Raw genomic sequence first — 26,057 nt, forward strand, 5'->3', positions numbered from 1 at the left:
ATCCAACAACACGGTGCGGCCCCCGATTGCCGCCCAAGTTGGACACACTGACACGAAAATTCGCCGCGCATCAGCGCCTTTCGTACGGAATCGAACTGTAGCCGATCGGCAGCGGAGCGTGATGTTATGAGAAGAAATCTTGACTTAACAAGATTCAAGGACTGGACTCCGCGTTTATGCGAAGACGGGTAATGGCATCGTCGGCGTGCCTGCTCTTTCTCCTGTCAGCCTGTGGTGAAGCAGGTCAGGGGTCTCCGACGCTGCCTACGCGTGGTCCCAAACCAATCGTCGGGGTAATCCTTCCCGACCGAACGACATCCACGCGTTGGGAAGAGCAGGATCGTCCCCTGCTCACACAGGCGTTCAACTACGCGGACATCGAACCGTTCATGGAGAACGCCGAAGGCGACGAGGCGAAGTTCGCGCAGATCGCCGACGAGATGATCCGCCGCAAGGTGAAGGTCCTGATGATCACGCCGTTGTCGGCGGCGGGCGGCCTCGCGGTGCAGAAGAAGGCGAAAGCCGCGAACATCCCGGTGATCGACTACGACCGGGTCACGCTCGGCGGTCAGGCGGAGTACCACGTCGGTTTCGACAGCGTGAACGTCGGCCAGCTCCAGGCGGACGGCCTGCTGGGCTGCCTCGGCGACAAGCCGGGCGCCAGCATCATCGAGATCGAGGGCGCTCCGACGGACCACAACGCCACGCTCTTCACCCAGGGTCAGAAATCGCGGCTGTCCTCGAAGTACGACAGCGGCGCGCTCAAGCTCGTGAAGTCGCAGCCGGTCGCCGACTGGAACAACGACCTCGGCGGGCAGCTGTTCGAGCAGATCCTGAACGAGAACCAGGGCAAGGTCGACGGCGTGGTCGCGGCCAACGACGGCCTGGCGGGCGCGGTCATCACCGTGCTCAAGAAGAAGAACCTCGCGGGCAAGGTCCCGGTCACCGGCCAGGACGCCACTGTGGACGGCCTGCGGGCCGTGCTGCGCGGCGACCAGTGCATCACCGTCTACAAGCCGGTGCGCGACGAGGCCGAGGCCGCGTCCAGGCTGGCGATCGCCATCGCCCGAGGAGACCTGGAGGGTGCCGATGACCTCGCCACCGGCAACCTGCGGGATCCCGTCGCGCGGCGTGACATCAAGTCGGTGCTGCTCGGCGCGACGCTGATCAAGAAGGAGAACGTCCGGACGCTGGTCACCGAGGGCATCATCAAGCCCGCGGAGTTGTGCGCCGGCGACCTCGCCCAGGCGTGCGCCCAGCAGGACATCGTCGGAAACTAGTCCGGGAAGATCACGGCCTGTCCTGATCAGGCAGGTCGTGACGTCCCGAGATGAACTCCTGCACGGCGATCTTCACGCGGATGATCGGTTGCCGGATCCGCGCCTCCCGGCGGTAGGCGCGGGAGAGCTTGCGCGAGCCCTCCGGGTAACGCCAGCGCGCCCACGGTGAGCCGGGCCTGGCCAGCCGCACGGCGCCCACGGCGGGCACCACCGGCACGAGCAGGCCGAGCAGCCCGGTCCAGATCTTGCCCTTGAGCAGCGCGACGATCGCGAAGCACAGGTTCACCGAGATGGCGATCAGCCGGAGGGTGAACGTGGACGCCGGCGTCGTCTCCGGGTTGAGCTGCAACACCTCGTCGTAGCCGAACGGGCGTGCGCCGAGCAGGAACGTCCCGGTGAGACCGACGGCGAGGAACACGGCGTCCACGGACAGCCGGCCGGCCTTCGTCCAGTACACGTCCCTCAGGTGCAGGATCAGCGCGAACTCGTCCAGCACCAGCGCCGCGCCCACACCGAGAACGGCTGCGGCGGCCAGTCTGGCGCCGTGCATGTCGTCCGGGATGACGAGGCTCGTGACGCTCGACAACAGCAACAGCACGGTGCCGAACACGACGTGATGCACGTGCGTGTCGCCGTGCACGAAGTTGCCCGGCCACCAGCGGACCTTCGCCCTGATCAAACGCACGCTGATTCGGATGAACACGAATGTGGTCACCAAGCCGATGAAGAAGAAGAGCAGTCTGTCGCTGCCGGTCAAGCCGCGGCCCCCTGGGTCAACGACCCTCCAGGTTACCGGTCCCGGTAGTTGACGTTGCCCTCTACGTTCCCGATCTGGAACAGGGTGCCGTGCACGGTGCCGCGGTGCTCGTTGACGACGGACCTACGGCTCTCGTCGCGATCTTTCCGCTTGAGCTCTCGCACGGCGCTGGCCAGGAGATTCTGGACTAGCGCGGACAGCCCGGCCGCGATCTGCGGTGCCACCTCGACCTTGATCGACAGCGTCATCTGCTCGGGCACGAGTACCTCCGCGGAGTCATTTGGGATCTCACGGTATCAGTGAGATCGATGGCTCGACTGAGAGCGGTGGGGCGTGGTTGACTGTCGATGGTCGTACGTTGCGTGTTCGTGGATTACCCCGCTCGCGGAACGAGGTCGCGAGTGTGTGGTTTCTCCAGGTTCCGGAGAAGGCGCCGTTGTGACCTGACCCGGTGGTCGCGAGCGCGATCCGGCACCTGTTAGAGGAGAAGTAGCAAGATGGCAGTACAGGGCACCGTCAAGTGGTTCAACGCGGAGAAGGGCTTCGGCTTCATCTCCCCTGACAACGGTGGCGCCGACGTGTTCGTCCACTACTCCGAGATCCAGATGAACGGCTACAAGGCTCTCGAAGAGAACCAGCGGGTCGAGTTCGAGATCGGTCAGGGCCAGAAGGGCCCGCAGGCCCAGGGCGTTCGCGCCGTCTGAGTCTGACCGGTCAGCACATCTGATCGGAATCTGACAAGCCGCCTGTCCACTATCGGACAAGCGGCTTTGTCGTATCTTGTGCCCGATTGATCGCGCTCAGTAGCGTCGCGGCATGGGGAGACTGTTCGTAGCCGCCGTGTTGCTCTTCGTGGCCGGATGCGCCGGTGGTGAAGGTGCGGTGCCAGGCGGGAGCAAGATCGACGCCCTGCTGGCCAAAGCACCCGTCTACGCAGGTCAGGTGACCCCCGGGTCAGCCGTCGACCGCATCAAGAAACGCGGCGAGCTGATCATCGGCGGCTCCCAGGACGCCCCCTTGCTCTCGCAGCTCGACCCGATCAGCGGCGAGCTCACCGGCTTCGACGCCTACCTGGGCAAGCTGCTCGCGCAGTACATCGTCGGCAAGCCCTCGACGGAGCTGCTCTCCGCGACGTCCGAGACCCGCGAACCGTTGCTGGCCAACGGCACCGTCGACGTGATCATCCAGACCTACACGATCACCCCGCAGCGGGCCGAGCGCGTGGCGTTCGCCGGGCCCTACTACCAGTCGGGGCAGTCCATCGCGGTGCGCAAGGGCACGTCCGGCATCGGCAAGCCCGCCGATCTGGCGGGCAGGACCGTCATCGTCGGCGCGAACACCCCTGGGGTGAAGGCGGTTCAGGACGCGGCGCCCACCGCGAAGATCCTCGAGTTCGGCTCCGACCCCGAGTGCCTGACGGCGCTGAAGCAGGGCCGCGGCGAGGCCTACGTGCAGGACCAGGCGATTCTCGTGGCCGACGCGTCGAAGGACAGCGAGCTCCAGCTCGTCGGCGAGCCTTTCACCGAGGACCCGTACGGCATCGGCATCAAGCATGGCGACGCCGAGTTCACGAAGTTCGTGAACGACTGGCTGCGCGAGATCGGCAAGTCGGGGCTGTGGCAGGAGGTCTGGAAGCAGACGATCGGCACCGTGGTCACCGGCGACGCGCCGGCGCCACCCGCGATCGCCTCATGAGCCTGGTCCTCGAAGGCTTTCTGAACACCGTCGCCCTGACCCTGCTGTCGTTCGCCGGCGCGTTGCTCGTCGGATTGCTGGTGGCTGTCCTGAGGGTCGTGCCGGTGCCGTTGCTGCGAGGCGTCGGCGCGGTCTACGTCGAGGTGTGGCGGAACATCCCGCTGCTCGCGTGGCTGGTGCTGTTCGTGTTCGGGCTGCCCGAGGTGGGCGTGAAGATGCCGTTGTTCTGGACGGCTTTCACGGCGATCGCGCTGTACGAGGCGGCTTTCGTGGCGGAGGCGCTGCGGTCGGGTGTGAACTCGGTGGCGTCCGGGCAGGGCGAGGCCGCACGGGCGCTGGGGCTCTCGTTCCGGCAGTCGTTGCGGCACGTGATCCTGCCGCAGGCCTCGAAACGCGTCGTGCAGCCGTTGGCGAACATCGCGATCGCGTTGACGATGGCCACGGCGCTGGCCGGAGTCGTCGGCGTGGTGGACATGACCCGTGCGGCGCAACGGATCAACCTGGAGCTCGCGCAGCCGTTGCTGGTCTTCACCGGCGTCGGGCTCTGTTATCTGGTGATGGCCGCCGGCATCGGGTTCGGTGCGCGGGTGCTGGAACGGCGGCTGGCCTGATGTTCGACGCTCCCGGACCACGGTCGCGCCGCCGGATCTTCTGGGTCTCCGCGGTGTCCGTTCTGGTGCTGGCCGGACTGGTCGCGCTGGGGTTGCGGCAGTTCGCGGCCGGTGGCCAGCTGGACGCGGACCGGTGGAGGCCGTACCTGACCTGGCCCGTCTGGCGCTATCTGCTCGGCGGCCTGTGGTCGACGGTGGTGGCGGCGTGTGCGACGGGAGTGCTGGCGATGGCGGGCGGGTTGCTGCTCGCGTTGCGGCCCAACCGGTTCACCCGCGCCTACGCCGAGGTCATGCGCACGGTTCCGGTGCTGCTGCTCGTGTACGTGATGCTGTTCGTGCTGCCGTCGTTCGGGGTGAACCTGCCGCTGTTCTGGAAGCTCGTGGTGCCGCTCGCGTTGTCGCACGCGGCCTCCTACGCGGTGATCTTCCGGGCGGGCGTCTCGGCGGTCGATCCCGGCCAGCGCGAGGCGGGGTTGTCGTTGGGCATGCCGGACGGTGTGGTGACGCGGTTCGTGGTGCTGCCACAGGCCGTGCGGCACATGACGCCGTTGCTCGTGACCCAGGCTGCCAGTCTGTTGAAGGACACCTCGCTGGGATATGTCGTGTCCTACACGGAGTTGTTGTTCAACGGGCGGGTGCTTGCGAACTACAACGGTCTGCTGATCCAGACCTTCATCGTCGTCGCGTTCGTCTACCTCGTGGTCAACCTGGCGCTGTCCAGGCTGGCCCATCGGCTGGAGGCTGCCCGTGCCCGCACTGCTCGCTGAGGTCACCCGGTCCGGGTTCGTGGAGAGCCTGCACCACGGCAGCGTCGTCGGCCTGCTGCCGTCCGGTGACGTGGGCGTTTCCGTTGGCGCGGTGGAGGACCCGGTGCTGCCGCGGTCGTGCATGAAGCCGTTCCAGGCGCTGGCGTGCCTGTCCGCCGGAGCACCGCTCGCGGGGCCCGCGCTGGCGATCGCGGCCGGGTCGCACACGGGGGAGGACCGGCACGTCGAGCTGGTGACGCGGCTGCTCGGCGAGTTGCCGGTGGGGTCGTTGCGGTGCCCGCCGTCGTGGCCGGAGGACGAGGAGACCCGCCAACGCGTGCCGGAACCCTCGCGGGTGCGGATGAACTGCTCCGGCAAGCACGCGGCGATGCTGGCGGCGTGCGTGGCGGCGCGGTGGCCGGTCGAGACCTACCTGGGGCCTTCGCATCCGTTGCAGCAACTGGTGATGCGGACAGTCGAGGAGCTTTCGGGCGAGTCGGTCGCGCACACGGCGATCGACGGCTGTGGTGCGCCGGTGTACGGGCTGTCGTTGCACGGCCTGGCGCGCGCGATGCAGGGGTTGGTGCGCACGCCCGTCGCCGATGCCATGCGCGGGTTTCCCGAGTACGTCGGCGGAACCGGGCACGTGAACACCGTGGTCATGCAGCTGCTGCCGGGCGTGGTGGCCAAGGGCGGCGCGGAGGGCGTGCTGGTGCTGGCGACCAGTGCCGGCCACGCGGTCGCGGTGAAGGTGCTCGACGGGAATCCCCGCGCCACGACCGCGATCGGGCTCACGGCGCTGGCGGCTCTGGGGTTTGACGTGTCGCCCGCCAAGGAATACCTGTCCGTGCCGGTGCTCGGTGGCGGACAGGTGGTCGGGGAGGTACGCGTGGTCTTCTAGAACTTCTCGGGGACGTCGAGCATGCCGAGCTGGCTCATGACCGTCGCCGTGTCGCCGTAGACCCGTTCGCAGACAAGAACGTCCTTGTCGAAGAGGAAGAAACCGACCATCCTGACCTTGAACGACCGTCCGGTGACTTCCTCACCGGTGAGGCTGCCGAGATGCGTGCCCTGAAGCTCGAACTCGAGGATCACCGCGTCGTCCGCGTGGTGGACGTCGATGACCTTGTTGCGCTGGTCGGGGAACGCGGCGCGAGTGCGTTGCCAGTAGTCGCGAACCGCGTCCACGCCTTCGAGGACCTGGCCGGACGCCATGATCTCGTAGCGGGGGTGCGGAAACGTGTTCAGGGAGGTGTCGAAGTCGTGTTCGTTCTGCGACTCCATGTGCTCCAAGACGATCGCTTCGCGCAGCGCTCTGAGCGCCTTGGACTCGGTCATGCCGGCTGACCCTCCTACGTACGCCGTACGTCGCAGGGAAGTTACTCCACGTCGTATGGTCTCCGCCAGTGTCCTCATCTCGTGAACCGTTGACCCGTGCGCGCATCGTGGATGCGGCAGTGCGGTTGATCGAACGCGAGGGCGTCGAGGCCGTCTCGATGCGACGCCTCGCCGCCGAGCTGGGCGCGGGCACGATGTCGTTGTACAACCACGTGCCGAACAAGGCGCTGCTGGTGGATCTCGCGGCCGAGCGGATCATGGCCGACGCGCAGCCGTACACGGTGGACAGCGACGACTGGCGTGACCACATCCGGGCGCACGCCCGTGCGGTGCGGGAGCTGGCGCGCCGGCACCCCCGCGCGTTCGTGATGCTGGCGACGCGGCGGCTGAGCACCGAGGCGGGGTTCCGGACGATCGAGTCGGCGCTGATGAACTTCGACCGCGCGGGCTTCCGGGGCGAGATCGCCGTCGGGATGATGCGGGCGATGGTGTCCTACCTGCTGGGCACGTTGATGAGGGAGGTCGCGACCTCGCCGGAGCTCGGCGGGATCGCGCTGTCTCCCTACGTCGACGTCGACATGGCGGCGTTTCCGTTGTCCGCCGGGGTTCTCGACGAGCTGGGGACCTACGACCACGACCACGAGTTCGAGTTCGGGCTCGAACTCATGATCGCGGCTCTGGAGCGGTACCAGTCGGATTAGCAGGTGATCCTGAGATCGGCCCAGTCGGCGTGGTCGTAGGACTTGCCGTTGCCGCCGTCCTTGACGATCAGCCGGGTGACCGTGGCGCCGGAGACGTCGGCCTCCAGCGACTTCGCGGCGTCGGTGCCGGTGACCGGGCCGCTGTCGTGGACCAGCCGGTTGTCGGCCCAGACCTCGTAGCTGACGAGGCTGAGCGGGTTGACCTTCTTGTCGTCGATGCCGATGGTCGCGGTGAGCTTGGTGCAGTTGCCGCCCGTGTAGTACTCGACGTGGGCGGGTGCGTGCGTGCCGAGACCCTTCGCGAACACCTTGCCGCGGATCGTGATCGGGCCGCCGTCGCCCTGCTTGGCCTCGCCGTTGGTGGTGTCTGTTTCGACCGGGCCGTGGCCGTTCGCCGACCGCAGCCACTTCAGGTCGCTCACGAAGAGTTCGCCCTTCGGGGCCGCGCCGGGTACCAGTGCCTCGGTGGAGTACTGCCTGGTCACCGGGTTGTTCTCGTGCGGGCTGTGGAAGGTGAAGCTCGCGTTGACCGGGAACCGGCCGGCCTGGGCGTTCTGCGGCACGGTGACCTGCCAGGTGGTCCGGAAGCTCTTCTCGCCGGGCAGGATCGCCTTGAAGCTGGTCGTCGTGGCTTTCGCGGACCAGCCCTGGGGAACTTGCAGCGTGGCCTGGACCAGGGCGATCGGCAGGCGACCGGCGTTGGTGACGGACGTCGTGTAGGTGACCGTCCTGCCGGGCTGGACGATCGGAAGTGCGCCTGGGTACAGGACTTCGCCGTTCGCGGCCGTGGTGACCGTGGGCGGGTATCGGTACCAGTCGTCGGCTTTGCTGACGCGGAACATCGCCGAGCCGTGTGGCGGGAGTGCGGCGCTGATCGCGTTCGCGGTGTGCGTGGTGGTCTTGGCCCAGAGGTCGCGGACCTTGTAGCCGGATGCCTGGCTCAGGCCGAGCTCTGATGCCGTGGCGGACATGGTGGCCGCGCTGTCGTTCTCGTTGAACAGGAGGACGGCCTTGTCGCCGTTGCTGAGCGGCTTGACGAGGACGTGGTTGCCGCCCTCGTTGCGGATCACCTTGCCCTGCAACCCGAGTTTGTCCTGGTTGACGGCGATGACCTCGCGGTTCTCCAGGATCTCGAACGTCTCCGGGGTGACCTTGCGCAGGTCCGCGCCGATCAGCAGCGGGGCGGCCATGATCGACCAGAGGCTGAAGTGGCTGCGGTACTCGAGGTCCGTCATGCCGCCGTTGCCGACCTCCAGCATGTCCGGGTCGTTCCAGTGGCCGGGGCCCGCGAAGTCGGCGAGTTCCATGTTGCGCTTGGCGATCGACACCATGGAGTTCCAGTTGTCGCTGATGTCCCCGGTGGTGCGCCACAGGTGGCCGACGTCCTTCGCCCACTCCCACGGCTTGTTCTGGCCCCACTCGCAGAGGCTGAACACGATCTTCCGTCCGGTGGCGTTCAGGGCGTCGCGCATCCTGGTGTAGCGGAGTTTCGCGTCTACGCCCTGGTTGTTGCAGTTGTCGTACTTGAGGTAGTCGACGCCCCAGCTCGCGAACAGCTTCGCGTCCTGCACCTCGTGGTCGAGGCCGCCCGGGAAACCGCCTTCCTTGTTGCAGGTCTTGGTTCCCGCGCTCGTGTAGATGCCGAACTTGAGGCCTTTGGAGTGCACGTAGTCGGCGACTGCCTTGATGCCGTTGGGGAAGCGGACCGGGTGGGGGACGAGGTCGCCGTTCGCATCGCGTTCGGGGAGTGCCCAGCAGTCGTCGATGTTGACGTACTCGTAGCCCGCGTCCTTCAGGCCCTTGGTGACGAAGATGTCGGCGATGCCCTTGACCATGTCTTCGTTGAAGTCGTTGCGGCAGTGCGTGCTGTTCCAGTTGTTGAAGCCCATCGGCGGTGTCAGCGCCAGGTCTGGTTTCTGCGCGTGTGCCTGGGGCGTGACGAGGGTGCCTGCGGCGATGAGGGTGGCGACTGCGGCTGTGCGCCATCTGCGGAGATCCACTTGCGCGCGCTCCAATCTGCGGAGTGCGGCGGCAGGGCTTCATGTAAACGTTTGTGTAACGCGCGCGTCAAGGGGGCGGAACCTGTCGGCTCCGCCCCCTTGCGTCTCGTTCGGTGCTTACGGGCGCATCTCGTACCGGCCGGACAGCGCCTCGACCTGCTGCCAGACGGCGTCGAAACGGGCCTGGTCGACGTGCGGCTTGCGGATCTGCGCGACGGCCCACTGCTGCTGGGCCTCGGTGCTGCTGGCCTTGCCGTGCAGGGCGGTCGCGTAGCCGGCGAAGTCGCGGACCAGGACGTCGAAGATCTGGTCGAGGACGTTCTGGTCGGTGCCCGTGATCTTGGCCTGTTCCAGGACCAGCTGGCCGTAGACGACCAGGGTGAACAGGTGGCCGAGGTTGAGCAGGAAGTCGAGGTCCTTCTGCTGGTCCGCGTCCGGCGCGGCGGTGGTGAGCAGCGTCTTGATGGCGTTCGCCTGCTCGTGGAACAGCGCCACGTTGGGCAGGTGGGCGTGCTCGGTGTAGATCGGCTCCCAGTCGTGGAACTGGATCTTGCCGAGGCCGCGCGCGGGGCCCTGGTGCCAGAAGAAGTCGTCGTCGGTCGCGTCGTGCCGCGTCGGGACCTCGTCGTAGGCCTTGGGGTTGAAGAGGTAGTTCGGCATGAACTTGAGCACCAGGGCCAGGTTCACGTGCACGGTGCCTTCGAGCTTGGGCAGCGCGCGGATGTCGGCCGTGGCGCGGGTGAAGTAGGTGTCCTTCTCGAAACCCTTGGCGGCGATGACGTCCCAGAGCAGGTCGATGACGTTCTCGCCCTCGCTTGTCACCTTCATCTTGGTGATGGGGTTGAAGAGGAGGTAGCGGCGGTCGTTCTCGTCGGCGCTGCGGAAGTAGTCGACTGACCTGTCCGCGAAGAGCTTCATCGCGGACAGGCGCGCGTAGGCGTCCACGAAGTTCTGGCGCACGTGCGGGAAGTTCGTGACCGGGTTGCCGTAGAGGATCCGGTTGTGGGCGTGGGTGATCGCCTCGTAGAAGGAGTGCTCGCAGATGCCGATGCTGGCCGTGCAGAGGTTGAACTTGCCGACGTTCACGGTGTTGAGCGCCGCGCTGAACGCGTCGGGGCCGCGGTGCAGGACGTCCGCGTCGGTGATCGGGTAGTCGTCGAGGCGGAACTCGCTGACGAACATCTGGCTGTCCACGACGTTCTTGACCAGCTTGAAGTTCTCGTGCTGGCTGTCGACGGCGAAGAAGACGTACTCGTCGGAGTCCGCGAGCTTGCCGAAGACGCTGACCATGCCGGCGACGTTGCCGTTGCCGATGTAGTACTTGCTGCCGCTGGCCCGGTAGCCGTCATCGGTCTTCGTGACGATCATGTCGGTGCTGTAGACGTCGGCGCCGTGCTCCTTCTCGGAGAGGCCGAACGCGAAGACCGCGCCGCTGTCGAGGAGGGCCGCCGCCTTCTGCTTGGCCTCCTCGTTGCCGCTCATCCAGATGGGGCCGAGGCCGAGAACCGTGACCTGCCAGGCGTACCAGTACTGGAGGCCGTAGAAGCCGAGCACCTCGCTGAACGCGGCGTTGCGGGCGGCGTCCCAGCGCTTCGTGCCGTCGACGCTCGCGGGCGTGCAGAAGGTGGCGAAGAGCTTCTCACGCTTCACGAAGTCGAGGAACTCGGTGTACCAGACCTTGTCCTGCGCGTCCGCGATGAGCTGCCGCTTGCCGCGGGCCTCGAACCAGTCGACGGTCGCCCTGAGCAGGCGCCGCGTCTCGTCGTCGAGGTGGGCGGGGTCGTAGTGGTTCGGGTCGAGCAGCACTGGCGCCTCCTTGCGTCTCTTCTTTTGGACGCTACCAGTGAGTAACTTGTGGGTCTACGTGGGGTTTCCCTCGCGCTCAGAAATTGTCAGACCCCCGGCGTAACGTGCTCCGCATCACATCTTCTGACTGGGAGGCTGCGTTGCGATGACGGTGGTCGTGGCGATCGGTACGCGCAAAGGACTGTGGCTCGCCCGCAGTGAGGATCGGGTCACGTGGCAGGTCGACGGGCCGCACCACGCGATGCAGGAGGTGTACGCGGTCGCGTTCGACTCTCGTGAGGGTCTTCGCCTGATGGCGGGTGTGTCCTCACCGCACTTCGGTCCCGGCGTGTCCATTTCGGACGACCTGGGCGCCACCTGGGAGGAGTCCTCCACGCCGCCGATCGCGTTCCCGGTGGACGACGCGGCTCTGGAACGCGTCTGGCAGCTTCAGCCCGCTCCGGCCTCGCAACCGGGCGTGGTCTACGCGGGCACCCAGCCCTCGGCCCTGTTCAGGTCGTCGGACGGCGGCCGCTCGTTCGAGTTCGTCGAGGGCCTCTGGAACCACCCGCACCGCCCGGAGTGGGAGGCGGGCTTCGGCGGCCAGGCCGTCCACACGATCGTGCCCGACCCGGTCGACCCGGACCGGATGCTGGTGGCGATGTCGACCGGCGGCGTCTACCGCACGGCCGACGGCGGCAAGTCCTGGGAGGCCCGCAACAAGGGCATCAAGGCGTACTTCTTCCCAGACCCGTGGCCGGAGTTCGGCCAATGCGTCCACAAGGTCGCACAACACCCTGCTCTGGCTTCGCGCTTCTACGCCCAGAACCACCACGGCGTCTACCGCAGCGACGACGGCGGCGACACCTGGCAGTCCATCGCCGAGGGCCTCCCGACGGACTTCGGCTTCGCGATGGTCGTCCACCCCCACGACCCGGACACGATCTTCACGTTCCCGATCGAGGCGGACGGTCGCCGCTTTCCACCGGAAGGCAAGTGCCGCGTCTACCGCTCCCGCGACGCCGGCTCGTCCTGGGAGGCTCTGGGCGAAGGCCTCCCTGACGCCTTCTGGACAGCCGTGATGCGCGACGCCATGTGCACCGACGACGCCGCGGTCCCCGGCGTCTACTTCGGCTCCCGCTCAGGCGAGGTCTACGCCAGCCCGGACGAGGGCGACACCTGGCACCAGGTAGCCGCCCACCTCCCGGACGTGATGTCGGTCCGAGCCACGGTGATCCCGACGTGAAGGTCACCGTCCTGATCCCAGGCGTCCTGCGCAACGCCACCGACGGCGCCGCCCACCTGGACGTGGACGTCCCAGACCCAGCCACCCTGGGAGCCGCCCTGGACGTGCTGGCAGACACCTACCCAGCCCTCGACCGCCGCTTGCGAGACGAACAGTCCACCCTCCGCCGCTACGTGAACTTCTACGTCAACGGCGAGGAGTGCCGCCGCCTCTCCGGCCCAGCGACCCCACTGTCGGCAGGCGCCGAGATCCAGATCCTGCCCTCGGTAGCGGGAGGCTGACGCCAGGCCGAGCCGGGGTGCGCCGTACCGGGGATGGCGGCGCACCCCGGCCGGGTGCCTGGCCACGCCTCGTGCGCGGGGCCGGCCGGCGCCGCGGCTGCTGGTGGACGCGGCTGCTGGTGGACGCGGCCGGTGGTGGACGCGGCCGGTGGTGCACGCGGCTGGCGTTATCGGCCACCCGCCAAGCGGCCTCGACTCGGCGGCCTCGACTCGGCGGCCTCGACCCGGCGGCCTCGACCCGGCGGCCTCGACCCGGCGCTCCTGGACCGGCGCCCCGACCCTTCGGCCCTGGATCGGCGGCCCTGGACCGGTGCTCTCCGACCTGGTGCCCTCCGACCTGGCGCCTCCGACCTGGCGCCTCCGACCTGGCGCCTCCGACCTGGCGCCTCCGACCTGGCGCCTCCGACCTGGCGCCCCCGACCTGGCGCCCCCGACCTGGCGCCCCCGAACCGGTGCCCCCCGAACCGGTGCCCCCGAACCGGTGCCCCCCGAACCGGCGCCGCTGGACCGGCCAGCTCTCGATCGGCTCCCCTGAACCAACCAGCCTTCGGTAGGTTCCCCCGAGCGAGCCCGCCCCCGTGAGCCGAAGCGGCTAGATCAGCAGGAGCGACTTGCCCAGCGTGGCGCGTTCCTCCAACGACCGATGAGCCTTCTCGGCCTCCGCCAACGGGTACGTCGCACCGATCACCGGCCGAAGTCGGCCCTGCGCCGTGAGCGCGAGCGCCTCCGTGTGGAGCTCGCGCAAGGTCGCCGGGTCGGGTGCCCCGGCTGCCAGCACGTCGTCCACGTGCACTCGCCGCCGGCTTGCCAGCTCCGGGTCGATGTCGGCGAACCCGCCCGAACTGCCGTAGGTGACGAAGCGGCCGCCGTCGGCGACGGCCTCGAACACGGCCCTGCCGAGCGCTCCTCCCGCGCCGTCGAAGGCGAGGCCGACTCCGTCCGTCGCCTCGCGGACCTGGTCCTGCCAGCCGTCGAGCGAGTAGTCGACGGCGAGTTCCGCGCCCAGTTCGCGGCTCAGTGCCAGCTTGCGTTCGCCGCGGGCCGCGGCGATCACCCGTGCGCCGGCGTCGCGCAGGAGTTGGACGAGCAGCGAGCCCGCGCCGCCCGTCGCGGCCGCCACCAGGACCCACTCGTCCTTCGGGATCTCCACGCGGCGGGCCAGCAGCAGTGCGGTGGCGCCGTCGTGCACCATGGCCGCCGCCTCTGCCGAGCTCAGGCCGTCGGGGACCGCCACGATCTCGTCGGCCGGGAAGAGCGTCTGCTCCGCGTAGCCCCCGGCGCCGCGGCTGAGGACGCGACGACCCAGCCATGCCGGATCCACGCCTTCGCCAACCGAGAGCACGTGCCCGACGCCGCCTCCGCCGGGCACGTAGGGAAGGGTCAGCGGGAAGTACTCGCCGCCCCAGCCGCCGCGCAGCAGCGTGTCGAGGAGGATCACGTCGGCGACCTCCAACGCCACCACGACCTGGCCCGGACCTGCTACCGGCTCGGGAACCTCTTCCACGCGGAGTACCTCGGGTCCGCCGAACTCGTGCACACGGACAGCACGCACCGCAACCACATCCCCCAACTCGATCAACTGGTCGCGTCCCACCGTAGAAGCTCCAGTTTGGTGGAGATCAAGGCTCAATCAGCAGGTGGCGAAGTCGTCCAGGAGTGCCGAGGCCACCTCGACGTCCGGGCTGAGCTGGCGGTCGGACATGTCCGGGTTGAGCTTCGACTCGGCGGTCTCGAAGGCGGACCGCAGTGCCGGGGTTTGAGGGGTGATGCCGCGTAGTCGCAGAGCACGGACGGCGGCGACGACCTCGCAGGCGAGGACGAGGCGGAACGCGGTCAGGGAGCGCAGGGCCTGGGATGCGGACTGGAAGGCGAAGCTCGAGTTCTCCTCCTGGCCGCGCGACACCACGGCGTTGCCGATGCTCGCGGGTTCGGCGAGGGTGCGGACCTCGGCGAGCGCCGAGTTGGCGCTGTATTCGAGGATCATCACGCCCGAGCTGCCGGGGACGCCCTCCGCCAGGAACGGGCGCAGGCCGGTGAAGCTCGGTTCCACCAGCGTCGCCAGGCGGGCGGTCGAGATGTGGCCGGTGTGCAGCATCGACAGCCGGAGCCGGTCCAGCGCCTGGCCCAGGTACGCGCTGTGGAAGGCGCCGTGGTGGTAGGCGGCGTCGTCCTCCGGGCCGAAGTGGTCGGAGACGATCAGCGGGTTCTCGGCGGCGGCGTTGAACTCGACGTCCAGGACGCGGGCGAGGTCGGTGGCGGCGTCGACGGCCGGGCCGTGGATCTGCGGGAAGCAGCGGTAGCCGAACGGGTCCTGGATGCGTGCGGCCGGGCGTGGCGGGTCGCCGATCAGGCGGCGCATCTCCGCGGCCACCGCGACCTGGCCTGGGTGCGGGCGGCCCAGGTGGACGCGTTCGTCGTAGGCCTCGGCGGCTCCGTCCACCGCGAGGAACGACAGCGCGGCTACCACGTGTGTGGCCTTGAGCAGGTGGTGCGCGTCCTGCCAGGCCAGGCCCGCCATGCCGATGGTGAGCGCATTGCTGCTGATCAACGCCAGCGCGTCGCCCGAGTCGAGCTCGATCGGGTCCGGGGTCTGGGTGGAGCCGAGCCAGTAGCGCTCGCCGAGCAGGGTCAGGCCGGTCTCGGCCAGCGCGGTCAGGTCGCCGGTGCCGATGGCGCCGTACTCGTGCACGCCGGGGTAGCAGCTGCTGTTCAGAGCAGCCAGCAGCGCGTCGGCCACGGCTCTGCGCACGCCGGCGCCGCCCGCGAGGAGTTGGTTGAGGCGCACGACCATCATGGCGCGCACCTGTTCCTCGGGGAGCATGCCGCCGAGTCCGCCCGCGTGGCTGCGCAGCAGGCGCAGGCCGTGCTCGGCCCAGCCTTCCGTGCTGACGATCTGGTCGCGGTTGGCGCCAACACCGGTCGTGCGGCCGTACACCTGTCGTCGCACCACGAGCCGCTGGCTCGCTCCCCACGACGCTTCGAGGCGTGCGACGCCATCAGCGTGCAGCGCTACCGGGGAGTGGTACCGCGCGACGCGCACCACGTCGTCGGCGCTGAGGGACTGACCGTCCAGCACGACAGGGGAGTCTTCGACCATGGCACCAATGTGAGCACATAGGGTTCGGAGGTGCTCGTACTGCATGGCCTGTGCACGACCGACGGCGTCCTCGCGCTGTGGGCCGAAGACTCCGGGCTGCCCGCACGCAGCGAGAGCACGCGACGGGACGCACCGCACCCGTTCGCGGCGACGGCCGAGTCGCTGGCCGCCGCGCTCGGGCAGGAACCGCTCAAAACGACCACGCGGGCGTTGCTGTTGCCGTCGTTCTCGTCGGGTCCGATGGCCTCGCCCGAGCTGGTCCGCGACCCGCTGACGGCGGGACGGGCGCCGCGCGGCAAGGTCCAGCTGCGGCAGTGGGGTGTCCCCACGATCCGTCTCGACGGCGCCCCGGAGCTCGGCGGCGAGATGCGGCTGAGCGACTCCGCGCGGTTCGTGTTCGACGTGGCAGGGTTCGCCGCCGACCTGGTCGACCGCGGCCGCGTGCTGCCCTCGGTCGCGCCGGAGCGGGCCGTCGCGCGGTGGGTGCCGGTGTTGTCGGGAACGGACTCGGCGCGGTTCGCGGCACTGCAGGCCGCGATGCCGCCCGCCTGCCGGTGCGAGGAGATCGTCAGCGACCCCGCAGAGCTGGTGCGCGCGGCCCTCACGACCGCGGTCGACGAGCAGGTGCGGAGCCGGTTGAACGGCACGGCGCTCGCTCCGGCACGACGTGGCCGCGTGACGACGGCGGAGTCGTGGCTCGCCGCGCTCACCAGCGAGCCCGCGTTCGACGCCGACCCGGTCGAGCTCTACGAACTGCGCGAGCACCTGGACCGCTGGCGGGACAGCGCGGGCAACGAGAGCCCGGTGCGAACGTGCTTCCGGCTGCGCTCGCCCGAGCAGCGCGAGGACGACGAGTGGGCCATCGAGTTCCTGCTGCAGGCCGTCGACGAGCCGAGCGTTCTCGTGCCCGCGCACCAGGTGTGGTTCGCGGACGACGGCGTGCTGCGGCGCTGGATCCCGGCACCTCAGGAACACCTGCTGGCCGACCTCGGCCGCGCGAGCAAGCTGCACCCCGAGCTGGACGAGGCGTTGCGCGGCTCGCACCCGGCCGAGATGGAGGTCGACGCGGAGGGTGCGTACCGGTTCTTGACCGCGGCGCCGGTGCTGGCGCAGGCGGGGTTCGGCGTGCTGCTGCCCTCGTGGTGGCAGCAGACGACGAAACTCGGCCTGAAGCTCACCGCGAAGAGCCGCGGCACGGCCGGAACCGTCGCCAAGGAGAGCGAGATCGGCCTTAAGTCCATTGTGGACTACAAGTGGGAGCTCGCCCTCGGCGAGGACACGCTGACCGATGCCGAGCTGGCCGAGCTGGCCAGAGCCAAGGTGCCGCTGGTCAAGGTGCGCGGCCAGTGGGTGCAGGTCGATCAGAAACGGCTCGCCGCGGGACTCGCGTTCCTCAAGCGCGGCGGCGGGCAGATGACCGCCGCCGAGATCATGCTCCACAGTGGACTCACCGAGGAGGACGAGAGCCTGCCGCTCCCGCTGATGTCCGTCGAGGCCGACGGCTGGCTCGGCGACCTGCTGTCCGGCAAGGCCGACGAGCAGATCGAACCCGTTGAGCCGCCGGCGAACTTCCTCGCGCAGCTGCGCCCGTACCAGCAGCGCGGCCTGGCCTGGCTCGCGTTCCTCGACAAGATCGGCCTGGGCGCGTGCCTCGCCGACGACATGGGCCTTGGCAAGACCGTTCAGCTGCTGGCGCTGGAATCGTTGAACCGCAGCCACGGCAAGAGGCCGCCCACGTTGCTGATCTGCCCGATGTCCGTCGTCGGCAACTGGCAACGCGAGGCGGCGCGGTTCACCCCGGAACTCTCGGTGCACGTGCACCACGGCGCGGACCGCCTGGACGGCGACGCGCTGCGCGAAGCCGTGGAGAGCAACGACCTCATCCTCACCACCTACGCGCTGGCCGCCCGCGACGCCGACGCGCTGAGCGACCTCACCTTCGACCGCGTGGTGCTCGACGAGGCGCAGAACATCAAGAACAGCGCGACCCGCCAGTCCCAGGCCGTGCGGCAGATCAAGGCACGCCACCGCGTCGCGCTGACCGGCACACCCGTCGAGAACCGCCTGGCCGAACTCTGGTCGATCATGGACTTCGCCAACCCCGGCGTGCTGGGCACGGTCAACACGTTCCGCGCCCGCTTCGCCGTCCCGGTGGAGCGCCACAACGACCAGGACGCCGCCGCCCGCCTGCGCAAGATCACGAACCCGTTCGTGCTGCGCCGCGTGAAGACCGACCCGCGCATCATCAGCGACCTGCCCGACAAGGTCGAGATGCGCCAGCTGTGCAACCTCACCACCGAGCAGGCCTCGCTCTACCAGGCCGTAGTCAACGACATGCTGGAGAAGATCGAGGAAGCGGAAGGCATCGGCCGCAAGGGACTGGTGCTCGCGACCATGTCGAAGCTCAAGCAGGTCTGCAACCACCCGGCCCACTTCCTCGGCGACGGCTCCCGCGTCGCCGGCCGCTCCGGCAAGCTCGCGCGTCTGGAGGAAGTGCTGGAGGAAGTGCTCGCCGAGGGCGACAAGGCGTTGTGCTTCACCCAGTTCACCGAGTTCGGCAGCATGCTCGTGCCCTACCTGGCCGCGCGCTTCGACACCGAGGTGATGTTCCTGCACGGCGGCACGAACAAGGCCTCCCGCGACCGCATGGTCGAGCGCTTCCAGGACAGGAAGGGCCCGTCGCTGTTCCTGTTGTCCTTGAAAGCGGGCGGCACCGGCCTCAACCTCACCGCCGCCAACCACGTGATCCACCTGGACCGCTGGTGGAACCCGGCGGTCGAGGACCAGGCGACCGACCGCGCGTTCCGGATCGGCCAGCGCCGCAACGTGCAGGTGCGCAAGTTCGTCTGCATCGGCACGCTGGAAGAACGCATCGACGCCATGATCGAGGAGAAGCGCGCCCTGGCCCAGCTGGTGGTCGGCGCCGGCGAGAACTGGCTCACCGACCTGTCCACCGCGCAACTGCGGGACCTGTTGACGCTGTCCGGGGAGGCCATCGGTGAGTGAGCACTGGTCGGGCGATCGCCCCCGCTACGGCAAGACCATCAAGGTGGACAACGGTCTCAAGGCGACGAGCAAGCGCGGTGACATCGGCGCCACCTGGTGGTCGCGACGGTTCATCGAGGTGCTGGAGTCGTTCGGCATGGGCGGCCGGCTGACCCGCGGCCGCAACTACGCGCGGCAGGGCCAGGTTCTGTCGTTGTCGCTGTCCACGAGCATGGTCATCGGCCTGGTGCAGGGCTCGCGTCCCACCCCGTACAAGACGCGGATCGCGATCAAGTCGTTCACCGGCCAGGAATGGCAGCGCATCGAGCACGCCCTGGCCGGGAAAGCCCTGTACGCGGCCAAGTTGCTGGCCGGCGAGATGCCCGCCGACATCGAGACGCTGTTCGCCTCGCTGGGGCTGCGGCTCTTCCCCGCGACGCAGCGCGAGCTGACGATGGACTGCAGCTGCCCGGACTGGGAGGTGCCGTGCAAGCACCTCGCCGCCACCTGCTACCTGCTGGCCGAGTCGTTCGACAAGGACCCGTTCGAGATCCTCGCCTGGCGTGGCCGCGGCCGTGAGGAACTGCTCGACCGCCTCCGCGCGCTGCGTGGAACCGTGCGTTCCGCTGTGGCTCGCGAGGAGGCGCCGCCGCTGACGAGGTGCCTGGACACGTTCTGGCAGAAGCAGACCGCCACGAGCATCAACCTCGGTGACCCGACCGCGGCCGTGCGCGCGGACGCGGTGCTCGATCAGCTCGACGGTGTGCCGATCACGGTGGGCCGGTCGTCGCTGGCCGACCTGTTGCGTCCGGCGTATCTCGCCTTGAAACCCGGCGACTGAACCGGGTCGTGTGATCAGATCCGGCCGAGGCGCAGGAACACCGACTCGCCAGGAGCGTCGTCCAGACCGTCGTTGTCCACGACGCCGACCAGTCGCTGGAACGGCCCGCCGCCGATCACGGCGAGGCCTTCCGGCTTGTCGTGCGTGGCGGCGCCGTCCGCCTTGAGCGCAGGAACGAGGTCCCTGGCCTGCTTCTTGGACACCAGCGGCTTCTCGGTGCCGGCGGGCACCGGCGTCAGAGCGCCGATGTCGACGCGGTAGACCTTCTTGGTCTTGGCCGCGTCACCGCGCTGGTTGTCGCGTTCGAGGATGAGCAGCGTGCGGTCGTTCAGCGCGGTGATCTCGGACAGGCCGATCCACGCACCGGCCTGCGGCGCGTCGAGCGGGTACGCGGCGAACGCCCACTCACCGGTCGCCGGAGTGAACCGCGCCAGCGTGGCCTGGCCGGGCCTGTCGGCCTTCCACTCGCGCTGCACGGCGAGCCACACCTGCTCGGACCTGCCGCCGCCGATCACGGTCACGCCTTCGAACCCGTTGCCGGTGGCGGTCTTCGCGATCGCCTCCGGCAGCGGGATCTCCCTGACGACAGCGCCGTCCGTGCTCACTTCCACGAGCAGGTTCGGCTTCTGCTTGCCGTCACCCTCGACCGCGACCCAGTAGCCGCCGCCCTTGCGCGCGGCGATGCCCTCGCCGTCGTAACCGACCGGCTTGCCGTCCTTCGTGAGCGTCAGCTCCTTGCGGACCTTCGCTGGTGCCGACACGGTGTCGATGGTCAGGATCCGGGTCGGGCTGTAGGCCGCGTCCGTCACGGCGACGACGTCGCGGTGGTTGCCCGGGATGCCGGAAAGTCCCGACAGCGCACCGAATCCGATGCCGTCCGACACGATCGACGGCGTGCCCTGGTTGTGCGCCAACGACAACGCCAGCGGCTTGCGGGTCAGGCGGTACCCGCTGAGCGACGAGCGGATGCCGTCCGCGGCCGAATCCTCCTCCGCCGCGACGACGAGCGTGCCGGTCGCGGGAATCGGCAGCAGGCCCTCCGGTCCGACGCCGGTCGGCAGCGCCTGAAGGAAACGCGGCCTGCGCGGGTTGTTCACGTCGTACACCGCGACGAGGTTCGCGCGTTCCATGCCGACGAACGCGTACCTGTCGCGCCCGAACGTGGCGACGGCCAGGCCTTCCGGCTCGACGCCCTTGTTGTCCGACCGGCCGTCCGGGTACTGCCCCTGCTTGCCGGCGATCTGCTGAAGCTCGTTGCCCGAGGAGAACACGACCTTGCCGGAGTCCGCGTCGAAGATCGTCCACGTGCGCGAGCCGCCGACGTAGTCACCCTCGTCGGCGGTGCCGAGCGTGTGGTCGTCCAGCCAGGCGACGGCGTCGGGCTCACGGGCGGCGGTGATGGTCTCGCTGGGCGAGAACTTTCCGTCGTCCGCGGTGTCGATGCCGCTCACCGTGGCCGTGCCAGCCGAGAAGTGCTTCACGAGCCTGCCGGAACGCAGGTCCACGATCGCGATGTGGTTGTTCTCCTGCAGCGTCACCGCCACCTGGTCGCGCCCGTTGATGCTGACGTACTCCGGCTCCGGATCGGTCGGCGCGACCTGCGCGATCCCGGTCAGCTCGACCTTGCGCAGCTGCCACGACGCCGGCCCGCGCCCGACCAGGTCGACGATGGTCAGGAAACCCGCGGGGGCCTGCGGGATCGCGCCTTCGTCGACGTCCTCGTCGCGCTCGTTCTCGATCGCGATGGCCGCGTACCGGCCGTCCTTGGAGATGTCGATCGAGTCCGGCTGGCCACCGAGGTCGTGCGTGGCCACGACTTCCCGCTTGCCGAGATCCACGACCACCAGCACGCCAGACGGCTCGGCGAACGACTTCGACGTGTTGACCGCGACCAGCGCGAGCCCGCCGATGACGTCGACGGACGTCGGCTCACCGGGCATCGGCAGCACACCGTCCGGCGTGAGCTTCTGACTCGCCTTGGCGAACCCGATCCGGCGACCGGGCGAGTCGGTGTAGACGACCAGCTTGCCGTCCGCGGTGGCGGCGGCGATCTCGGCGGCCGTGTGCTCACCCGGCGAGCTGTTCCGGAACACCGACATCGTGTCGAAACGCTGGAACCGTGCCGGCACGGACGCCTCGGCGGGCGCGGCCGACACGAGCAACACCAAGGCCACCAGGCCTGTGCACAACCGGACCACTGGTCCTCCTCGAACAGCTCGGAGGCGCGCAGTGTGGCTGATCGAGTCGTCCGCGGGGTGAACGTTCGCTGATCTTCTGGGGTGGTTCGGGTTCAGGGCGGACGGCATCGCTTGGGGGAGTGGGCAGATCGGGCTGGAGGGGCCTCCTTTCTGCATCGACTGCCTCAGCGGCCCGAGGGAGATTTGGGGTTGAGGCGGGTGATTCGGGGCGAGGGAGCGGTTTCTGGTTGAGAGGTGGTTGGGGGTGCGTTGAAGCGATGCGTCGGCTGAAGGGCTGTGGGATGCCGTGGCTGCGGGATCCGTTGGGGGCAGGTGTGAGCGCGGCGCGACCTGGATCGTGGCGCGCGTGGGTCAGGCCTTGGCCGCCGGTGGCGAGAGGTGGCCGGGTGCCGATGTCGCGGGATCCGTTGGGGGTGCTGGGGTTCGGGCGCGTTCAGGCGCGGGAGGCAGCGTGGCTCGGATCGTGGGCGGCGGCGGGTGAGGGTTGTGCGCCAGCGGCGCGGGACAGCCTGAAGCCGCGGGTGCTAGCAGGGAAGGGTGGGCCGTGCACCCGTTGGGCGCTGTGCGGTCCGGGCGCGGTGGCGGGTGTGCGCGGAGGGCGAGGCGGCTCGGGTCACTTGGCGGACGGGTTGGTGGTGAGTGGGTGGGCGGCTGCGGGGCCGCCCTTGCCCGGAGGGTCAGCGGTGGAGTTTCGGCCTGGAGCGGTTGGCCAGCAGGGTCACGCCGGCGCCGGCGAGGCCTACCTGCAGGGCCAGTTCGATCCAGTCGATTCCCGGGGTGTTCGCAACGCCCAGGACGGTGGCGGCCGCGGTGCCCAGCAGGGCGGCGACGATGCCTACGAGGATGGTCGCGAGCAGCGAGACGTGTTGCCTGCCTGGGATCACCAGGCGGCCCAGGCCGCCGATGATGGCTCCGAAGAGCAACGCGGTGAACAAGCCGCCGATTTCCACTGTTTACCCCCTGAGACTCTGGTGCTTGCTACTCCAGGGTCCGCTTGGCGCGGGGCCCGCGAATCAGGTCTTTCCCTGAGTGGCCCCTGACTTTCCCCCTAGCAGCACGGCGGCTGTGGCGGAGAGCTCGCGGCCGGGGACGTCCGGATCGCAGCCCACCCTGGCCAGGCGGGCGCGGATGGCGGTGGGGGAGCGCTGCATGTCGTCGGCCAGGGACCTGATCAGCGTGGGAGAGGGGGCGTCGGTCGGGGTGAGCCAGGTGGTGCGCAGTTCGGTGTCGAGGGATTCGGTCCAGGGCTGGTTGGCGTTCGCGTGGCGGGACGCGCGGCTGCGCAGGCGTGTGTGGGCGCCCAGGACGCGGGCGAGGAGCTTGCCGATCGTGGTGCCGCCCTCGACCGGCAGCCGGAGGCGGCCGTCCGCGACCACCTCGCCAGAGTCGAGCGAGCCCAGCAGGTCGAGCACCATCGATTCGTCGGAGTCGGTCGTCGCGCTCAGCCGGTAGTTGACCTCGCCGAGCTTGATCTCGTTGTGGAAGGTGGATGTCATGGGGTCGACGTTAGGGAGGGGGTCTGACGCTTTTTCCGGGTTGGGTCTCTGGGGATGCCGTTGTGCGGCGGGAGTTCACTCGAAGGGGTGGGGGTCAGCCCGAAGTCACGGCACTTCGACCGGTACCGATGTCGGCGCGGTCGGCGGCCGCACGTCCCGCACCCCATCCCGCGGCTGACCGCACCGTCACGCGTGAGGTGCGCGTACGCGTGAACATCTGCTCGAACAACGTGTCCACGGCCTGCTTGCGGTCCGCGAGCACCGGCAGCAACCGCTCGTCCGAGGCGATCGGGTCGTCCGGGGAGACCGGCGCGGCCGCCATGGCCTCCAGCCGCTCCCCGATCCGGGACGCGTACGCCACCAGGAACGCCTTCCGGAACGGCCGCGAGCGCGCCTCGCTGCCCTTCCCCGCCGGTCCACCGATGGCCACCATTGCCCGTGTCGCCTGCACGAGCAGAGACGTCGACAGGAGCTCCACGCTCTCCAGGTCCACCTCGTCACCCACCAGAGCGACGAACCCGAACGCGTCGTAGGCCACCGCCCGCGACCGGAACGCCTCCGAGACCACGTGCACGAGCTGCGATTTCTCCTTGAAGTAGCTCTTGTCCAGCCACATCCGCCGCGACGTCGCCTCCGCCGGCAGGTCCGCGTCGAGCATCGCCCGCTCCAGCGCGTGCCGGTTCATCAGCTCCTGCGCCTTGGCCGACAGCGCCTCCGCCTCCTCGGGGAACGCCGTCGACTCGGCCTTCGCGAGCAGCCCCCGGACCCGGTTGAGCACCTTCGGGTCCAGCCCCGCGCGCACGGCGGACATCAACACGTCGCCCGGCAACGGCAGGATGTGCGGCAACGAAGGCAACCGCCCGAGGAACTTCAACAGGTCAGCGGCCGTGCGGTTCGCATAGGCCCGTGTCTCGATGTGGCGCGTTGCCCACGCCTCCAGCAGTGGCCCCTCCCACCACACGGAGGCGCCGATCTCGTCGAGCTGACGCTGCCACCGCGGATGCACGGTCGCCGCGGCATGCGGCGAACAGGACAAAGCGATCACGTCCACCGCGAGGGACGCGGCCGACTCGTCGAGCGAACGCGACACGATCTCGCGAAGGTCGTACGGCAGCCAGCCGCGCTGCCAGAGCGCGTCGACCGCTTTCACCAGTTCCACGCCACGCAGTATGAGACGTCCGCCATGTGCGAAGGTCGGGGACCACCTGGTAGACACGGGATGTGATCGAGCTCCAGTTCCGCGGCCGGACCGTCGTCCGCGACCACGCGCTGGTGATGGCGATCATCAACCGCACGCCGGACTCGTTCTACGACAAGGGCGCCACCTACGCCGAGGACGTGGCCATGGAGGCCGTGCACCGCGTCGTGGACGAGGGCGCGGACATCGTGGACATCGGCGGTGTGAAGGCAGGCCCCGGCGACCTGGTCGACTCCGGCGAGGAAGTGCGCCGCGTCGTGCCGTTCATCGCCCGCGTGCGCGCCGCCTACCCGGATCTGATCATCAGCAGCGACACCTGGCGCGCCGACGTCGGAAGGCTCGTCTGCGAGGCCGGTGCCGACCTGCTCAACGACACGTGGGCGGGTGCGGACCCACAGTTGGCCGAGGTCGCCGCGGAGTACGGCGCCGGCTACGTGTGCTCGCACACGGGCGGTGCGCGGCCTCGCACGCGTCCGCATAGGGTTAGTTATCCGAACCTCGTCGCGGACGTCATCGCGGAGACGACGACGCGCGCGGAGCGGGTGGTCGCGCTCGGTGTGCCTCGCAAGAGCGTGCTGATCGACCCCACACACGACTTCGGCAAGAACACATGGCACAGCCTCGCGCTGGTGCGGCACACGGACGAGCTGGTGGCGACCGGGTGGCCGGTGCTGATGGCGTTGTCCAACAAGGACTTCGTCGGGGAGACCCTCGGCGTGGAACTGCACGAGCGCGTCGAGGGCACCCTCGTCGCGACCGCGATCGCGGCGTTGGCGGGCGCCGCGGTCTTTCGCGCGCACGAGGTGGCGCGCACCAGACGAGTACTCGAGTCCGTCGCTCGACTCTGAGCTGGAGGTAACAGGTGGACGACGTCTTCGCCCGGTTTTCGGACGACCGGTGGGACGACTTCCTCGACGAACTCGACAAGATCCGCGTGAGCGTGGTGGATCCTGCGGAACGACAGCAGATGAAGGCGACCGCGCGCCGCGACGCACGAGAGGCGGGCACTCAGCCGCTGCTCGTGCGGATGGCCCTCGCGGACCACTACCTCAACCTGCTCGCCATCGGCGTGTGGGCGGGCGACGAGAGCTGGCGTGCCGATCTGCGCGACCTGGTCGTCTCTCTCGTGCCCGAGGACGACGAGTCACGTGACGACGCCCTGCTGAGCTCTGTCATCGCCGTGGTGCTCGCACAGCTGCTGCAGGACGCACGCCTGCGCGGCGGTTCCGAGGCCGATGTCATCGCACGGTCGGCGTGGGAGAAGGCCCAGGAGTGGGCGGCCTACGCGGAGGACCGTCACGTGGAACGGCTCCTGTACGCCTCCACCGAGGCCGGTGCGCGCGTCGTGACTGCGTCGGAGGTGCAGGAGGTCGTCGAGCTGGCCACGGCCGCGGCGGACGACCAGCACGCCGAGACGATCGCCGCACTGGAGACGGAAGGCTTCACCGCGGAGTTCATGAACGGCGTGTGGGTGGTGGAGGGCGAGTTCCGCAACGCCGTGCGTGCCGCTGCGCGCGCGATCACGCTCACGGGCCACGGCTGCGTCCTCGCGCGCAACATTCGGTCGTCGGCCGTGATGTTGTGGCACGAGAACACTCTCGCCATGGCGGACTCGAAGGTGCCGCGCTGGCGCGTCTACCCGATCCTCGCGCCTGTTACGCCGCAATCGAAGTTTTCAGGCGGTGAAGGTCTCCCGTTCACCCGTGAGACACACCCGTTGGCACCCGCTCCAGAAGTCGTGCGCCGGTTGGCCGACGCCGTTGGTGTCAACCTGTCCCATCTGCTGGCTGCATTGCGGTGAA

The 26,057-nt window shown here is 68.9% G+C and carries 24 protein-coding genes; 13 read left to right on the top strand and 11 right to left on the bottom strand.

What is annotated here, in order from left to right; all coding sequences use genetic code 11:
- Positions 1–191 precede the first annotated feature (191 nt).
- Positions 192–1,280, top strand: coding sequence for a sugar ABC transporter substrate-binding protein (locus BM417_RS24620; RefSeq protein WP_245822137.1), 1,089 nt, complete (start codon positions 192–194; stop codon positions 1,278–1,280).
- A gap of 10 nt (positions 1,281–1,290) precedes the next feature.
- On the opposite strand, the gene BM417_RS24625 is transcribed toward BM417_RS24620, so the two are convergent.
- Together BM417_RS24625 and BM417_RS24630 are read right to left on the bottom strand one after the other, a co-directional pair.
- A complete protein-coding gene (locus tag BM417_RS24625) occupies positions 1,291–1,995 on the bottom strand; it encodes a hypothetical protein (protein ID WP_245822138.1) in 705 nt (234 codons plus the stop codon).
- Between the two features lie 74 nt (positions 1,996–2,069).
- Entirely contained in the window at positions 2,070–2,297 is a 228-nt protein-coding gene (locus BM417_RS24630) for a hypothetical protein (RefSeq protein ID WP_093598799.1), read from the bottom strand.
- A gap of 237 nt (positions 2,298–2,534) precedes the next feature.
- Between BM417_RS24630 and BM417_RS24635 the strand changes: the two genes are divergently transcribed.
- The 5 genes from BM417_RS24635 to BM417_RS24655 all read left to right on the top strand — a co-directional run bounded on the left by BM417_RS24635 (position 2,535) and on the right by BM417_RS24655 (position 5,990).
- The gene (locus BM417_RS24635) at positions 2,535–2,741 is read left to right on the top strand and encodes a cold-shock protein (RefSeq protein WP_030468404.1); all 207 of its coding nucleotides are present in this window, start codon (positions 2,535–2,537) and stop codon (positions 2,739–2,741) included.
- 112 nt (positions 2,742–2,853) lie between these two features.
- Positions 2,854–3,732 (top strand): glutamate ABC transporter substrate-binding protein, encoded by an 879-nt coding sequence (locus BM417_RS24640; protein ID WP_093598802.1) that lies wholly within the window; start codon positions 2,854–2,856, stop codon positions 3,730–3,732.
- On the top strand, positions 3,729–4,343 hold the full coding sequence (locus BM417_RS24645) for an amino acid ABC transporter permease (RefSeq protein ID WP_093598805.1): 615 nt from the start codon (positions 3,729–3,731) through the stop codon (positions 4,341–4,343). The genes BM417_RS24640 and BM417_RS24645 overlap by 4 nt, the downstream gene beginning before the upstream one ends.
- On the top strand, positions 4,343–5,110 hold the full coding sequence (locus BM417_RS24650) for an amino acid ABC transporter permease (RefSeq protein ID WP_093598808.1): 768 nt from the start codon (positions 4,343–4,345) through the stop codon (positions 5,108–5,110). Before BM417_RS24645 ends, BM417_RS24650 begins: the two co-directional genes overlap by 1 nt.
- On the top strand, positions 5,091–5,990 hold the full coding sequence (locus tag BM417_RS24655; RefSeq protein ID WP_245822139.1) for an asparaginase: 900 nt from the start codon (positions 5,091–5,093) through the stop codon (positions 5,988–5,990). Before BM417_RS24650 ends, BM417_RS24655 begins: the two co-directional genes overlap by 20 nt.
- On the opposite strand, the gene BM417_RS24660 is transcribed toward BM417_RS24655, so the two are convergent.
- Complete coding sequence (locus BM417_RS24660) at positions 5,987–6,427, bottom strand: ester cyclase (protein WP_218164547.1); 441 nt, start codon at positions 6,425–6,427, stop codon at positions 5,987–5,989. The two genes, BM417_RS24655 and BM417_RS24660, sit on opposite strands and share 4 nt — an antisense overlap.
- Before the next feature lie 68 nt (positions 6,428–6,495).
- Between BM417_RS24660 and BM417_RS24665 the strand changes: the two genes are divergently transcribed.
- The gene (locus tag BM417_RS24665) at positions 6,496–7,128 is read left to right on the top strand and encodes a TetR/AcrR family transcriptional regulator C-terminal domain-containing protein (protein WP_093598816.1); all 633 of its coding nucleotides are present in this window, start codon (positions 6,496–6,498) and stop codon (positions 7,126–7,128) included.
- On the opposite strand, the gene BM417_RS24670 is transcribed toward BM417_RS24665, so the two are convergent.
- Entirely contained in the window at positions 7,125–9,128 is a 2,004-nt protein-coding gene (locus BM417_RS24670; protein ID WP_218164548.1) for an NPCBM/NEW2 domain-containing protein, read from the bottom strand. The genes BM417_RS24665 and BM417_RS24670 overlap by 4 nt on opposite strands.
- 117 nt (positions 9,129–9,245) lie before the next feature.
- Positions 9,246–10,934 (bottom strand): acyl-CoA dehydrogenase, encoded by a 1,689-nt coding sequence (locus BM417_RS24675; RefSeq protein WP_093598819.1) that lies wholly within the window; start codon positions 10,932–10,934, stop codon positions 9,246–9,248.
- Positions 10,935–11,079: 145 nt separating this feature from the next.
- Between BM417_RS24675 and BM417_RS24680 the strand changes: the two genes are divergently transcribed.
- A complete protein-coding gene (locus tag BM417_RS24680) occupies positions 11,080–12,159 on the top strand; it encodes a WD40/YVTN/BNR-like repeat-containing protein (RefSeq protein WP_093598821.1) in 1,080 nt (359 codons plus the stop codon).
- The gene (locus tag BM417_RS24685) at positions 12,156–12,440 is read left to right on the top strand and encodes a ubiquitin-like small modifier protein 1 (RefSeq protein ID WP_093598824.1); all 285 of its coding nucleotides are present in this window, start codon (positions 12,156–12,158) and stop codon (positions 12,438–12,440) included. Before BM417_RS24680 ends, BM417_RS24685 begins: the two co-directional genes overlap by 4 nt.
- Positions 12,441–13,032: 592 nt before the next feature.
- Here BM417_RS24685 and BM417_RS24690 read toward each other — a convergent pair.
- Together BM417_RS24690 and BM417_RS24695 are read right to left on the bottom strand one after the other, a co-directional pair.
- On the bottom strand, positions 13,033–13,992 hold the full coding sequence (locus BM417_RS24690) for a zinc-binding dehydrogenase (RefSeq protein ID WP_093599370.1): 960 nt from the start codon (positions 13,990–13,992) through the stop codon (positions 13,033–13,035).
- A 78-nt stretch (positions 13,993–14,070) separates the two neighbouring features.
- On the bottom strand, positions 14,071–15,537 hold the full coding sequence (locus BM417_RS24695; protein ID WP_093598826.1) for an aromatic amino acid ammonia-lyase: 1,467 nt from the start codon (positions 15,535–15,537) through the stop codon (positions 14,071–14,073).
- A gap of 30 nt (positions 15,538–15,567) precedes the next feature.
- Between BM417_RS24695 and BM417_RS24700 the strand changes: the two genes are divergently transcribed.
- Together BM417_RS24700 and BM417_RS24705 are read left to right on the top strand one after the other, a co-directional pair.
- Complete coding sequence (locus BM417_RS24700) at positions 15,568–18,543, top strand: DEAD/DEAH box helicase (RefSeq protein ID WP_093598829.1); 2,976 nt, start codon at positions 15,568–15,570, stop codon at positions 18,541–18,543.
- Positions 18,536–19,363 carry an SWIM zinc finger family protein gene (locus BM417_RS24705; protein ID WP_093598832.1) on the top strand — a complete coding sequence of 276 codons (828 nt, stop codon included), beginning with the start codon at positions 18,536–18,538 and terminating at the stop codon, positions 19,361–19,363. The genes BM417_RS24700 and BM417_RS24705 overlap by 8 nt, the downstream gene beginning before the upstream one ends.
- Positions 19,364–19,377: 14 nt before the next feature.
- Here the strand turns inward: BM417_RS24705 and BM417_RS24710 are convergent, their stop codons facing one another.
- The 4 genes from BM417_RS24710 to BM417_RS24725 form a co-directional block, all read right to left on the bottom strand.
- Positions 19,378–21,561: an esterase-like activity of phytase family protein gene (locus tag BM417_RS24710; RefSeq protein ID WP_218164549.1), complete on the bottom strand. Its 2,184-nt coding sequence runs from the start codon at positions 21,559–21,561 to the stop codon at positions 19,378–19,380.
- 677 nt (positions 21,562–22,238) lie between these two features.
- On the bottom strand, positions 22,239–22,511 hold the full coding sequence (locus BM417_RS24715; RefSeq protein WP_093598838.1) for a GlsB/YeaQ/YmgE family stress response membrane protein: 273 nt from the start codon (positions 22,509–22,511) through the stop codon (positions 22,239–22,241).
- Between the two features lie 63 nt (positions 22,512–22,574).
- Entirely contained in the window at positions 22,575–23,057 is a 483-nt protein-coding gene (locus tag BM417_RS24720) for a hypothetical protein (protein WP_093598841.1), read from the bottom strand.
- Positions 23,058–23,151: 94 nt separating this feature from the next.
- Positions 23,152–24,216, bottom strand: coding sequence for a DUF2786 domain-containing protein (locus BM417_RS24725; protein ID WP_093598844.1), 1,065 nt, complete (start codon positions 24,214–24,216; stop codon positions 23,152–23,154).
- A 62-nt stretch (positions 24,217–24,278) separates the two neighbouring features.
- Here BM417_RS24725 and folP point away from each other — a divergent pair, with 62 nt between their 5' ends.
- Both folP and BM417_RS24735 read left to right on the top strand, forming a co-directional pair.
- Positions 24,279–25,103 (top strand): dihydropteroate synthase, encoded by an 825-nt coding sequence (gene folP / locus BM417_RS24730; protein ID WP_093598846.1) that lies wholly within the window; start codon positions 24,279–24,281, stop codon positions 25,101–25,103.
- Between the two features lie 14 nt (positions 25,104–25,117).
- Positions 25,118–26,056, top strand: coding sequence for a hypothetical protein (locus tag BM417_RS24735; protein ID WP_093598849.1), 939 nt, complete (start codon positions 25,118–25,120; stop codon positions 26,054–26,056).
- Position 26,057: the final 1 nt, after the last annotated feature.

Origin of the sequence: Lentzea waywayandensis, from assembly GCF_900115955.1 — a bacterium.
Taxonomy (GTDB): domain Bacteria; phylum Actinomycetota; class Actinomycetes; order Mycobacteriales; family Pseudonocardiaceae; genus Lentzea; species Lentzea waywayandensis.